Here is a 14,108-nt window from a genome sequence, read left to right on the forward strand (position 1 = left end):
TCCGTTAACCATTAAAAACTTTATAATGGTGGTGGTCCAATGGGTTTTGGTTTTATTGCTATTCCTTTTCTTTTGCTAATTCATTCTTTTTTAATTCCGGCTTGTTTAGCTTTTAAAACTAAATACAATACGAAAACGTTAACCATAATAAATGGAATTTGTTTAGCTATAATTGCACTATTTTTTCTTTGAACGATATAAAAAAATCCCGAGCATCAAACTCGGGATTTTCTATCTTTATTCTGAATTTATTTCAGAAACTAATTTCTATCTAATTAAGAAAGTGCAGCTTGTACTTGATCAGCAGCTTCTTGAAATTGAACAGCTGATAAAATTGGCATTCCAGAATTATCAATTAATTCTTTAGCAATTTCAGCATTTGTTCCTTGAAGTCTTACAATGATTGGCACTTTAATTGCATCACCCATATTTTTGTAAGCATCAACAACACCTTGAGCCACACGGTCACAACGAACGATTCCTCCAAAGATGTTAATCAAAATAGCTTTCACGTTTGGATCTTTCAAAATGATTCTGAAAGCCAATTCCACACGTTTTGCATCTGCAGTTCCACCAACGTCCAAGAAGTTAGCTGGTTCAAAACCGGCATACTTAATTAAATCCATTGTTGCCATTGCTAAACCAGCACCGTTAACCATACAACCTACAGTTCCATCAAGGTCAACGTAGTTTAATCCGGCAGCTTTTGCTTCAACTTCGATTGGATTTTCTTCACGAACGTCTCTGTATTCTGCTAAAGCTGGGTGACGGTATAAAGCATTATCATCAAGATTTACTTTAGCATCAACAGCGATGATTTTATTATCAGATGTTTTTAAAACTGGGTTAATTTCAAACATAGAAGCATCAGAACCAACGTAAGCTTTGTATAATGCATCAATAAATTGAACCATTTCTTTAAAAGCATTTCCAGAAAGACCTAAATTAAAGGCAATTCTTCTAGCTTGAAAACCTTGTAATCCAACATTTGGATCAATTTCTTCATTAAAAATTAAGTGAGGTGTGTGTTCTGCAACTTCTTCGATATCCATTCCACCTTCTGTAGAATAAACAATCATATTTTTAGCAGTAGCACGGTTCAATAAAACCGACATATAAAACTCACTAGTTTCGCTTTCACCAGGATAATAAACATCTTCAGCAACTAAAACTTTGTGAACTTTTTTACCTTCAGCACTTGTTTGTGGAGTGATTAATTGCATACCAATAATTTGCTCTGCTAATTCCTCAACTTGTTGCAAATTTTTAGCAAGTTTAACGCCACCACCTTTTCCACGTCCACCAGCGTGAACCTGAGCTTTGATAACGTGCCAACCTGTTCCTGTTTCAGCAGTCAGCTGTTTTGCAGCAGCAACCGCTTCTTGAGGATTGTTTGCTACGTGACCACGTTGAATTTTTACACCATAACTGGCTAATATTTCTTTTCCTTGGTATTCGTGTATGTCCATAATGAAGATTTATTCTTTTATAAAGTGTCACAAAAGTAATTAATTTCAGTGAAACCAAAAAGAAATGTATACCAATTTAGTAACTTTATTTGATATTTTTTTCGAGCCAATATTCTGACTGTTTTATCCTCTTAAGGAAATCCACTAATCAATTCTGTACTAAATGTTTATTGCCATAATAAAGCAACTGCTTTCACAAATATAAATTCTATGCTAATTTATTGAGATTTTAAAAACAAAATAAGTTGAAAATTATCAATTCCTTAGAAATACTTATCCCTTTGGCATTGCTAACTCTAAGACTTATCTTTGCAAAAAGTTCAAGTCTTTATTAAACGGCTTTGTTAGTACAAATTTTGTTCAATAGCGAACTTTCTGATTTAAAATATAAACAATAAATATAAATTTTATGCAACCAAAAGAGTTACTTACGCTTGCCGAAGAATTTGGCAGTCCGTTGTACGTTTATGACGCTACAACCATTGAGCATCAGTATAACCGTTTGACAGCTGCATTTTCTAAGGTGGAACGTCTTAGAATTAATTATGCAATGAAAGCTTTGTCAAACATTACGATTTTGAAGTTGCTAAAGAAGTGCGGCTCAGGATTAGATACTGTTTCGTTTCAAGAAGTGCAATTAGGATTGCACGCCGGATTCACACCAGATAAAATAATCTTCACACCCAACGGAGTTTCCTTTGAAGAAATTGAAGAAGTTGCTAAATTGGGTGTTCAAATTAATATTGACAATCTTTCTGTTTTAGAGCATTTTGGTGCAAAATATCCGAATATTCCAGTTTGTATCCGAATCAATCCGCACGTTATGGCTGGTGGAAATCAAAACATTTCTGTTGGACATATTGATAGTAAATTTGGTATTTCGATTTATCAAATTCCGCACATCCTTCGAATAGTTGAAAATACTAAAATGCACATCAACGGAATTCACATGCACACAGGATCAGATATTTTAGATATCGAAGTTTTCTTATATGCTGCCGAAATTTTATTTGATGCTGCAAAACAATTTAAAGATCTAGATTTTCTCGATTTTGGTTCAGGATTCAAAGTCCCTTACAAAAAAGGTGACATTGAAACCAACATTGAAGAATTAGGAAAAAAACTAACTAAACGTTTTTTAGCTTTCGAAAAAGAATATGGTAGACCATTAACATTAGCCTTTGAACCGGGAAAATTCTTGGTTAGTGAAGCTGGTTATTTCTTAGCAAAAGTAAATGTCGTAAAACAAACAACGTCAACGGTTTTCGCCGGAATTGATAGCGGATTTAATCATTTAATTCGTCCGATGTTTTATGGCTCACAACACAACATTGAAAACATTTCAAATCCGAAAGGAAAAGAGCGTTTTTACACCGTTGTAGGATATATTTGCGAAACAGATACCTTTGCAAACAACAGACAAATTGCGGAAATTAAAGAAGGTGATATTTTAAGTTTTAAAAATGCTGGAGCTTACTGCTTTTCAATGGCATCCAACTATAACTCACGCTTTAAACCAGCCGAAGTTTTATGGAAAGATGGAAAAGGTCACTTGATTAGCAAACGAGAAACCTTCGAAGACTTAATCAAAAATCAAATTGAAATTGATTTGTAATTTTATAAATTTTATCAAATAAAAAAAATCCACTAGTTTCTTCTAGTGGATTTTTTGTTGATTTATCTTTTGTTAAAAAGTTCTGTTAGTACTTCACTTTTTGTGCTATTTGGCATTGTGATTTTTAGTAATTGCGATACTGTTGGTGCAATTTGAGTGATTACTTTTTTATCGTGTGAAGCACCTTTTTTAATATGCCAACCATAAAAAATTACTGGAACGTGCGTATCATAAGAATAAGGCGATCCGTGCGTCGTTCCTGTAATTCCATATTCCATATAACCTGGTTTGTAAACAAAATACAATTCGCCATTTTGGGTCGGATCGTAACCTTTTGAAATAAATCCTAAAAGTTCATCGTTGGGTGATGATGCCAAAATTTCTTCTTCTGTATAAACGCGTTTTACATATTCTTTGGTGTAGAGAAATTCCTTGAACGATTGTTTCACTTTAGTAAAATCAATACCTTTAGATTTGATTAAATCTTTATCAAAAAACACATTAAAACTGTCGTATTTCAAAATTAAATCTTCACCAAAAGTCGTTTTAGAAAATTCCTTTAAATCACTTTCGACATTCTTATAATTTACATTGGTTACATTATATTTATTATCTCGAAGATGTGCAACATTTTCAGCACCAGCGTGATCGGCAGTAAGAAAAATTAGGTAATTATTTTTTCCAACAGTTGTATCTAAATAGTTTAAAAACTCTGCGATAGTTTCATCTAAGCGCAAATAAGTATCTTGTATTTCAACTGAGCGAGGTCCAAATGTATGTCCAATATAATCTGTAGAAGAAAAACTTATGGCAAGGAAATCAGTAATTTCATCTTTACCCAAAGCTTCTTTTTCGATTGCTCTTTTAGCAAAATCGGCCACCAAGTTATTTCCGAAAGGACTAACTCTTAAAACGCCTGCATCATTGTTATCAAGCAATTCTTTCATATTGTAAGGAAAGAAAGGCGTTTTCTTATATAACTTTCCTTCATATGGATTATCGTCAGAAAGGCTTTCGTTGTAGGTTGCTTTTGGTTTTAACAAACTCCAACCTTTATTGGCATAAGCTATATAATTTTTTTCTTTATTAAAATCGTCAGCCCAAGATGGAAGTTTAGTACCATAATAAGAACTTGATATAAATTCACCTGTTTTAGTATACCAAAAAGCCCAATCTGCAAAATGACCCGCTGGAAGAATAGCACCTCTATCTTTAATACTTATTCCGATGACTTTGCCTTTAAAATTAGTTGACAACTTTAACTCATCAGTAATTGTAGTACTTTGAAGATTCTTTGGCGACATTTTTCCTTCGTTTTCAGTTCCAGGAACTAATGTTGAAACTGAGGCATCATCAGTGCAATACACTTCTTTTTTGAGTGTTCTATGATACCATTCATTACTTACAATTCCGTGCATTGAAGGCGTTGTACCTGTGTAAACAGACGCGTGACCTGGCGCAGTGTACGTTGGCATATAATTATAATGAGCATTATGAAAAGTATATCCACGGTTCATTAAACGTTTAAATCCGTTGTCGCCAAAGTCGCTTTCAAAACGGTACAAATATTCCATTTTCATTTGGTCAACGACAATTCCAACAACCAATTTCGGACGTTCTTGCGCTTGACTATTTAAAGAAAAAATAAACAGCACCACAGCAAAGAGTAGCTTTTTCATATATGTAAAATTTGATTTGTTAGCGGTCATATACCTGTCTGCCGACAGGCAGGTGGTAGCGCCTTTTTATTTATTGGTGTTTATCTCACAATTGATTTTATTTTTCATCGGAGTTCGATGATTTTTCAATTGCTTGCGCAAATTTGTTGTTAATGGCGATTTCATAAGATAAAAAATTTCGGTAAAAATAAGGAATAGAAAATGATTGTTTGTGAATGAACTATTAAGAATTTCTAAAAGTTTAATACTTCTTTTTTAGCCACCTCAAATTCTTCAACAATTTGATTTATAATAGTGACCACAGGTTTTATGTCGTGAATCAATCCTGCTATTTGCCCGATTTCAAGCTCGCCTTCAATCAAATCACCTTCAAACATTCCGCGTTTTGCTCTACGTTTTCCTAAAAGATTTTCTAGATCTTCTTTACTAGGACATTTAGCATACAAATCTTGAACGTCGTTAAAAAATTTATTTTTAATTAAACGAACTGGAGCCAATTCTTTTAAAGTCAATTGCGTTTCACCTTCACCTGTCTCAATAACTGTATTCTTGAAATTATCGTGTGCTGAACTCTCGGTAGAAGCAACAAAACGACTTCCCATTTGAACACCATCAGCGCCGAGAATCATAGCTGCGAGCATTCCGCGACCAGTTGCAATGCCACCAGCAGCAATTAACGGAATTGAAATATTTTCTTTAACCATCGGAATTAATGTCAACGTGGTTGTTTCTTCTCTACCGTTGTGTCCGCCAGCTTCAAAACCTTCAGCAACAACTGCATCAACGCCAGCTTCTTGGGCTTTTAAAGCAAATTTAGAACTACTAACAACGTGAACAACTATAATTCCGTTGGCTTTTAAATGTGAGGTCCAAGTTTTAGGATTTCCAGCTGATGTAAATACAATTTTGACTCCTTCTTCAATTATTATTTGAATGATTTCTTCGACATTAGGATACAACATTGGGATGTTTACACCAAAAGGTTTATCGGTAGCCAGTTTACATTTTTGGATGTGTTCTCTTAAAACATTGGGATACATTGATCCTGCGCCAATCAAACCTAAACCACCAGAATTACTCACGGCACTTGCTAATTTATAACCTGAATTCCAAATCATTCCTCCTTGAATAATTGGATATTTTATATTGAAAAGTTGGGTAATCCTGTTCATTAAAATGAATTATTGTTTGATGATTTTTCCTTGGAATACTTTATCTGAACTAAAAATTGTAAAATAATAAATTCCTGAACTTAAACTTTCAAGTGGAAGATTTTGAATGGGATTATCAATAGCTTTTGATAAAACCGTTTGACCAAGATTATTATAAAAGACAACAGTACTACCAACAATAGTATTTGGAGATACAAATGTAACCGAAGTACTAGTTGGATTTGGGAAAAACTGAAGTTGATCTATAGTATTTTCTCCTGCAGAAAGAAGAGCATTTTGAAGCGCTAGCTGAAAATCAGGTATGCCGTAACCAAATTGGTTGTTAGGATTTGTAAATCTATCGGATGATTGTTTTACAAAATCTACGATTTGTTGGTTTGTCAAATTAGGAACAGCTTGCCAAAAACTAGCAATCATTCCTGCCATAACAGGACAAGAAAAAGAAGTACCACTCGCTGTACTAATATCACCATTAGTGTTTGAAATAGTTGTTGCTTGTCCTTTCGCCATCACATCGGGTTTTACTCGACCATCAAAAGAAGGTCCGATTGAACTAAATGTAGCATAAGTTTCATCAAATCTTACTGCTCCAACTGCCAAAACATTAGTAGCTTCTGCTGGAACTCCGATATGTGGATAAGCTGAATTTCCTGAATTTCCTGCACTTGCTACAACAATCATCCCTTTAGAAAATGCAATATTAGCACCTCTTGAAGCGAAAGCAGTATTTCCGGTCATTTCAGAATACGTATGACTATAATTAGGATTGTCGTATCCAAAATATCCTAATGATGTTGAAATAATATCGGCACCTAATCGGTCGGCTTCTTCGGCTGCTTCAACCCAGTAGCTTTCTTCCACCGGATTTTCTTCAAGTACATCTTCGGTAATAAATAAATAATATTTAGCATCAGGCGCAGTACCAACCAATTGTCCGTCTGCAAAACCACCCATACAAGACAAAACTAATGTACCGTGATTGTGCAAAGCATAAATATTGGTATTTTGACTTACATAATTATAACCACCAAGAATTGAATTATTAGCAAATAATCGCTGAAAAGGCTGCGCAGTATCGACATTTAAAAATCCAGAATCTAAAACAGCAATGATTTTGCCAGTTCCGGTATAATCCGCTTGATGCAACAAATGTCCGTTAAGCATTTCTATTTGATTAGCGGAATTTCCATAAGCAAAAGTTGCCTGCACGTTCATTTGCTTGTTAATGGGTTTCACCATTTTAGGTGACGAACTTCTCGCATTTAAAGAAGCATCAGCGAAAATAACCTGACTAACAAATGAAAGATTTTCTAAGGCATTGATATCCGATTGCAAACCTCTAACGTGCACACAATTCAACCATTTAGATTTTGCTTTAACGGTAATTCCTGGAGTTGCCGCAATGGCGTCGATATAGGATTGTTCGACTGGAACATCATTAAAACCAATACTTATTCCTTGAGCAGCTCTTCGGTCTAACGCTCGTTGAGTAAGCATCGTTAACGGATTATTCAAATAAGTTTGTGCGTTGGGTTTTCCATTAAAATAAACCCACGCATCTTCTTGTGACAAAGAGGCAAATGTCACAAAAAAAGCTAGTACTAGTAGGATTTTTTTCATCTTGATAACTTTAGAATGTACTAAATTACGAAATTACTCCCGAACCAACTAATTCATCTTCAATATTCCATGCAACAAATTGCCCTTCGGTGATAGCTGATTGAGGATGATTGAAATGCACATACAATCCGCTTTCAAATTGATAAAGTGTTGCTTCTTGCAATTCTTGTCGGTATCGAATTCGAGCCATAACGTTCATCGAATCGCCATTTTTTAGCTTTAAATCTTCTCTAATCCAATGAATTTCAGATGGATTAATTTTTAAAGCTTTTTTGAACAATCCGGGATGAGTATGACCTTGTCCAGTGTAAATAGCATTTGAATTTACATCGGTTGAAATAATAAAAAGTGCTTCTTTTGTTCCACCAACATTTAATCCTTTGCGTTGTCCGATGGTGAAATAGTGTGCGCCTTGATGTTTACCAACAACCTTTCCATTTTCGGGCTGGTATTTTATGGAAGTTGATTCAAAAATTAACTCTTCTTCAAATGACTTAAAGACTGGTTTTTCTTTTCTATAAATGTCATTATCTGAAGAAATTTCGTAAATCAAACCTTCTTTGGGCTGCAATTGTTGTTGTAAAAACTCTGGTAATCTTACCTTACCGATAAAGCAAAGTCCTTGAGAATCTTTCTTTTCGGCTGTAACTAAATCTAATTGTAAAGCAATTTCGCGAACTTGAGGCTTAGTCAACTCTCCGATTGGAAATAATGATTTGGCTAATTGTTCTTGAGATAATTGGCATAAAAAATAAGATTGATCTTTGTTATCATCTTTTCCGGCTAATAATTGATAAATAGGATTACCTTCAATTTCGAGTGTTCCTTTTCTGCAATAATGTCCGGTAGCCACAAAATCAGCACCAAGTGACAAAGCAATTTTCATAAAAACATCAAACTTAATCTCTCGGTTGCAGAGTACATCAGGATTTGGCGTACGACCATTTTCATATTCTTTGAACATGTAATCCACAATCTTCTCCTTATATTGTTCACTTAAATCAACCGTTTGAAAAGGAATTCCTAACTTTTCGGCTACTAAAAGTGCATCATTACTATCTTCTAACCACGGACATTCGTTTGAAATAGTTACTGAATCATCGTGCCAATTTTTCATAAAAAGACCTATGACTTCATAGCCTTGTTCTTTTAAAAGATAAGCAGCAACACTTGAATCAACACCACCAGAAAGTCCAACGACAACACGTTTCATTATCTATTTTTTATTTGATGCAAATTTACATTAATAAAAATAAAAAAAGTATATGCTTTAATTGTTAAAACATATACTTCTGTAAATAATATTTATTTGAATATTAGTCTTCTTCTCTGGTAATTGGTTTTTTTACGAATTTTCTAACTTTTTGTTTAGACATATTTTCCTTTACTCGTTTTCCGTTTTTGAAAAATTCCCAAATTCCTTCTTTTTTTCCATTGACAAAATTTCCTTTTGCCATAACTACATTATCTGAACTTTTAAAAACCGCTGGTCCATCAAATTCTCCATTTTTATAATTACTCTCTTCTATGATGATACCAGTTTCAGTATATTTTTTGTAAACTCCGTTTTTGACTCCAGCAGTGTAAAAACATTCTTCTGCAATTTTACCGCTTACATAAAACACCTTTCTCATACCATCTAATTTGCCGTTTTTATAAAATTCTTGCGTCATTATTTGAGGCGAATCTTCGTGATAGTAATTCCAAACTCCTTCATATTTTTTATTAACGACTTTGCCTTCGCTTACTTTATTGCCTTTTTGATTAAAAAAAATAGTGTAGCACGAATTGTCTTTAGCATTAAACTCACGTGTTGCAATTACGGTTCCATCTTTAGTATCGTCAAAAAACTTGAAAGTGCCCGTTTCTTTTCCGTGATTAAAAGTACCTTCATATCGTGGTCTTTTAGATTCTTCATAAACGCCTTTCCACAAGCCGTGCTTTTTACCTTTTTCATCAAGTTTATTTAATTCCTGTGCAAAAATTGATGTTGTAAAAAACAGTAATAGTACTACGTATTTCATAAAGTAATTAGTTTAAAGTTTCTATATAACTAAATAATCGTTATTTTATTATTACAAATGTACTTCCAAAAATAGGTAGTGCAAAAATATTGTTTGCAAATTAAATAATTTGTATACTTTTGTTGCTGATTTTTAATTAATAAGAAAAAACATAATTAAACATATGAAACATTTAACTACTTTAAAAAACAGTTTATTGGTAATCTTTTTTGTAACTATTTCAACTTTACTTTTTAGTTGTAGTCAAGAAGATGATGTCAATGCTAAGAAAACTACTATTTCAGGTTTTGTACAATCACAAAATAACTTGTCAATTTTAGGAGTTGCTTTAGAACGAACCAACCTACTTGCTACTTTGGATGGCGGAACTAAATACACTCTTTTTGCTCCAACCAATGAGGCGTTCAATTCTTTTTTATCAGATAATGGATTTGCTAACATCAATGCGGTTCCAACAACTATTTTAAGAGAAATTCTTTTAAATCACGTTATCACTCAAGTAAAAACCGCAAACGATTTGCCATTTTCTGGCTATGTTAAAACTTTGGCAGTAGGAAATGTATCGGACAATAATTTGAGTTTGTATGTAAACAAAACCGATGGTGTAATTTTAAATGGTTCTTCTGAAGTTACCGTAGCCAACTATAACGTTAGTAACGGACTTGTTCATATTGTTGATGGTGTAATTGGTTTACCTACAATAATCACACACGTAAATGCTAATCCAAATTTTAGTTCATTATCAAGTTTATTAACTACAACAGGACAGCCAAATTATACAGCTACATTATCAGGATCAGGAGCATTTACTTTGTTTGCACCTTTCAATACTGCTTTAGAAGCTTTGGATAATGAATTACCTGGTGGCGTTGCAAGTTTAACTTCAGCGCAATTAACCAAAGTTTTAAATTATCATGTTGCAAACGGAAATAATTTAGCTTCTGGATTATCAGAAGGACAAATTCTTCCAACGTTAGAAACACCTCAAACAGTGAAAGTTTTATTGAGCACTGGTCCAAAATTAAAAGACAGCAACAATAGAAACTGCAGTATTGTAATCACTGATATTCAATGTACTAATGGCGTAATTCACGTTTTAAGTCAAGCATTAAAACCTACAATGTAAAACAAAAATACCATTATAAAGCTGTCCACTTGGGCAGCTTTTTTTTTGGAAAAATTATATTTTATCAGAAAATAATTACAAATAATTTAAACAAATTATATGTTTTGTTTAATCGTCAATAAGACAAGTAGTTATAAAATATAGTAATATTCCGTCATCTTTATCTTATAATTTTACTTTATAAGTTAAACAAAAAAGTTAAACATTAGCAAAATTTGATTTTTTTGTTTAGTTATTTATTTACTTCGTTAAACAAAAATAACAACTTTAATCAAAAATTATTATGAGAACAAACAAAATCAAACTGATGGCATTGATTGCCTTTATGGGATTATCTTTAACATCGTGCAGTGATGATGACAATCCACAAGTTGCACCAGACAATACCGTAACTGGTATTGCTTCTAAAGCAAGTGACTTAACATTATTAGTAAAGGCACTTAAAAAAGCTGATTTAGCTACAACATTGCAAGGTGCTGGACCATTCACCGTTTTTGCCCCAACTGACCAAGCCTTTATTGCTGCTGGACTTACAGCAAATGCAATTGACAATTATCCTGCAGCTGACATTCCTGTACTTAGACAAATTTTGTTAAATCATGTTGTTAGTGGTGCTGTACAATCATCAGGATTAACAAACAACTCTTACATCAAGACATTAGCTGTTGGATCTGCTTCAACAACTAATAAATTAGATATGTATGTAAATACAACATCTGGTGTTAGATTAAATGGAGTTTCGTCTGTTATAACTACAACAGCTGGAGGAACTTTTAACATTATTGCTACAAATGGTGTAATTCACAAAGTTGATGCTATTATTGGTTTACCAACTATTGTTACACATGCTGTCGCTAATCCTAATTTTAACACTTTAGAATCGTTATTAATTGCTCAAAACTTAACTGGAACATTAGGTGGAACTCCTAGTTCACCATTTACAGTGTTTGCGCCGTTGGAAAGTGCTTTTGATACTGCGACACTAGCACTTTATAATGGTTTATCATCAAGCGAAAAAAGAACTGCAGTCTTAAAATACCACGTAGTTACTGGCGCTAATGTTTTATCAAATGCAATTCCTACTAGTCCTATTACTACTTTTGAAGGTGGTACTTTCACAGTAGCAGGAACAGTTATTACTGATGAACAACTTAGACAAACCAATATTGTATTAACTGATGTACAATGTGCAAATGGTGTTATTCACGCTGTAAACAAAGTACTTTTACCAAATAGTGTGCCTTAATATTCTTTAGACATCAAACAAAAAGCCGTTTCAATTGAAACGGCTTTATTTGTTTTATAAATTACTCTTTATTTCTTATTTAATTTCTTTTGCTCTTCGGCTTGTTCCATCATTTCTCTCATCTTTCTTTGGAACTTACTTTCAGTTTTTGGCTTGGTTTTATTCTCTTGAATTTGAGCGTGAATCTTATCACTATCGATGAAGTACTTCTTGATAACTAACATAATTCCGATGGTAATCAAGTTTGAAATAAAGTTATACAAACTCAATCCTGAACCGTAGCTATTGAAGAAAATCAACATCATAATTGGTGACAGGTAAATCATAACTTTCATAATTTTACCCATATCTGGCATACCTTCTTGTGGTGGTTGCGCCATAGCTTGATCGCCAGAAGTCATTTTCATATAAAAGAAAATAGCTATTGCAGCCAATATCGGAAACAAACTCACGTGATCACCATATAGCGGAATGTTGAATGGCAATTTGAAAATTTGGTCAAATGATGATAAATCTTCTGCCCATAAGAATCCTTTTTGCCTCAACTCAATTGCTGATGGAAAAAACTGGAAGGAAGCATACATAAAAGGCAACTGAATCAATGCTGGAATACAACCTGCCATAGGATTAACCCCAGCTTTGTTGTATAATTTCATTGTTTCCTGTTGTTTTTTCATCGGATCTTTTGCAAACTTCTCGCCTAACTCTGCTATTTCAGGACGAAGGACTTTCATTTTGGCTTGCGACAAGAACGATTTGAAAGTAATAGGCGACATTGCAATTTTGATAATAATGGTAAACACAATAATAGCAATACCTAATCCCATAAATGAACTCAAGAACCCGAAAAGTGGAATGAAAATTAATTTGTTAATCCAACCGAAAATTCCCCATCCTAATGGAACGATGTCTTCAATATTCTTCTTGTATTCATTTAATATCTTATAATCCGTTGGACCATAATACCAATTCATTTTATAATCTAACTCGCCGTTTTTAAAAGCTAAAGGCAATGTCGATTTAAACTGCTTGGTAAAAACAGTGTCAATTTTTTCGTCTCTAATTAGATTTGTAGAGCTAACTTTTGCATTCTCAATTGGAGTTTGAGATAATAAAATAGAACTAAAAAAGTGTTGCTTGTAAGCTATAAAAGTGGCTTTTTCTAGAGTTTCATCTTCTTGTTGCCCTGTTCCCGCATAATCAACTTTTCCGTCGTTTTCAAAATAGATTTCAGCATAACGGTTTTCATAAGAAATACTTTTCTCATTTCTGTAGGTCTTTATATCCCATTGCAAATCGGCTGCTTTTGCTGTATTCAAAACTTTACTTAACCCTTGCGTACGAACATCAAAATCTAACATATAATCGTTAGCTTTTAGAACGTATTTGTATTCTAAAAATTCGTTAGCTCCAGATTTTAACTTCATAGAAAGAATTTGATCGTTTCCGTTTTTTGTTAAAGTTGGTTCAAAGAATAAATCTTTAGTGTTTAAAACTCTATTGTCTTTGGTTTGAAGCTCAAGATTGAAGTTGGCGTTGTTGTTTTTTATTAATTCAACAAACTGTCCTGAATTTTTATCAAATTTCTTGTAGTTTTTAAGAATTGCCTCGGAGATATAGCCACCTTTATTTGCAATTTTTAAAGTAACTAGTTCGTTTTCGATAGTTGTAAAACTTTCTTTTGCTGATGGCAATGTTGCTGAATAAGCAAAACTTCCTAAAGCTGAATTTAGTTTTTGAAGTTTTACTGTATCACTCACAGTAGTATCAACAGCCGTTGCTAAAACTTCTTTAGTAGCAACTTCTTTAGCTTTTTTAGCCTTATCAATTTTTTCTTGTTTTATTTTTTCGGCTTGCTCTTTTTTGGCCGTTTGTTGACTATTGTACATAATCCACATAATAATCCCGAAGATTAATAGGAAACCAATAATCGAATTTTTGTCAAACTTCTTTTCTTCCATAATAGGCTGAACTTGTTTCAGTATCTTTAATTAATATATAGGTTAGTCGTTGTGTTGACTTCTTTGTTTCAAATGTTAAAAATAAAGTTTTAGAAACTCTATTTTAGTGACCTTAAGTTGGCTAGCTAGCCCTGATTGGAGCAAGTATCCTTTTTTGTTTGAAATTTCCCTCGACTGCACTCGGGATGACAAAAAA

At 33.3% G+C, this 14,108-nt stretch carries 10 protein-coding genes; 3 read left to right on the forward strand and 7 right to left on the reverse strand.

The window, feature by feature from the left end; all coding sequences use genetic code 11:
* Positions 1–275: 275 nt before the first annotated feature.
* Positions 276–1,469 (reverse strand): ADP-forming succinate--CoA ligase subunit beta, encoded by a 1,194-nt coding sequence (gene sucC / locus Q0050_RS00425; RefSeq protein WP_298391583.1) that lies wholly within the window; start codon positions 1,467–1,469, stop codon positions 276–278.
* Between the two features lie 409 nt (positions 1,470–1,878).
* Here sucC and lysA point away from each other — a divergent pair, with 409 nt between their 5' ends.
* Positions 1,879–3,084 (forward strand): diaminopimelate decarboxylase, encoded by a 1,206-nt coding sequence (gene lysA / locus Q0050_RS00430; protein ID WP_298391585.1) that lies wholly within the window; start codon positions 1,879–1,881, stop codon positions 3,082–3,084.
* Between the two features lie 62 nt (positions 3,085–3,146).
* Here the strand turns inward: lysA and pafA are convergent, their stop codons facing one another.
* From pafA to Q0050_RS00455, 5 genes are all read right to left on the reverse strand, one after another.
* Positions 3,147–4,763, reverse strand: a complete 1,617-nt coding sequence (pafA, locus tag Q0050_RS00435; RefSeq protein WP_298391587.1) for an alkaline phosphatase PafA — start codon at positions 4,761–4,763, stop codon at positions 3,147–3,149.
* 233 nt (positions 4,764–4,996) lie between these two features.
* Entirely contained in the window at positions 4,997–5,935 is a 939-nt protein-coding gene (locus tag Q0050_RS00440; protein WP_298391588.1) for a nitronate monooxygenase, read from the reverse strand.
* A gap of 9 nt (positions 5,936–5,944) precedes the next feature.
* Complete coding sequence (locus Q0050_RS00445; protein ID WP_298391590.1) at positions 5,945–7,555, reverse strand: S8 family serine peptidase; 1,611 nt, start codon at positions 7,553–7,555, stop codon at positions 5,945–5,947.
* Positions 7,556–7,580: 25 nt separating this feature from the next.
* Positions 7,581–8,768 (reverse strand): tRNA 2-thiouridine(34) synthase MnmA, encoded by a 1,188-nt coding sequence (gene mnmA, locus Q0050_RS00450; RefSeq protein ID WP_298391591.1) that lies wholly within the window; start codon positions 8,766–8,768, stop codon positions 7,581–7,583.
* 103 nt (positions 8,769–8,871) lie between these two features.
* Positions 8,872–9,579, reverse strand: a complete 708-nt coding sequence (locus Q0050_RS00455) for a hypothetical protein (RefSeq protein ID WP_298391593.1) — start codon at positions 9,577–9,579, stop codon at positions 8,872–8,874.
* Positions 9,580–9,742: 163 nt separating this feature from the next.
* Between Q0050_RS00455 and Q0050_RS00460 the strand changes: the two genes are divergently transcribed.
* Both Q0050_RS00460 and Q0050_RS00465 read left to right on the forward strand, forming a co-directional pair.
* Positions 9,743–10,705: a fasciclin domain-containing protein gene (locus Q0050_RS00460; RefSeq protein ID WP_298391595.1), complete on the forward strand. Its 963-nt coding sequence runs from the start codon at positions 9,743–9,745 to the stop codon at positions 10,703–10,705.
* Positions 10,706–10,988: 283 nt separating this feature from the next.
* Positions 10,989–11,951, forward strand: a complete 963-nt coding sequence (locus Q0050_RS00465) for a fasciclin domain-containing protein (protein WP_298391597.1) — start codon at positions 10,989–10,991, stop codon at positions 11,949–11,951.
* 68 nt (positions 11,952–12,019) lie between these two features.
* Here the strand turns inward: Q0050_RS00465 and yidC are convergent, their stop codons facing one another.
* Positions 12,020–13,912: a membrane protein insertase YidC gene (gene yidC, locus Q0050_RS00470; RefSeq protein WP_298391599.1), complete on the reverse strand. Its 1,893-nt coding sequence runs from the start codon at positions 13,910–13,912 to the stop codon at positions 12,020–12,022.
* Positions 13,913–14,108: the final 196 nt, after the last annotated feature.

The sequence above is a fragment of the Flavobacterium sp. genome, from assembly GCF_027483985.1.
GTDB lineage: Bacteria > Bacteroidota > Bacteroidia > Flavobacteriales > Flavobacteriaceae > Flavobacterium.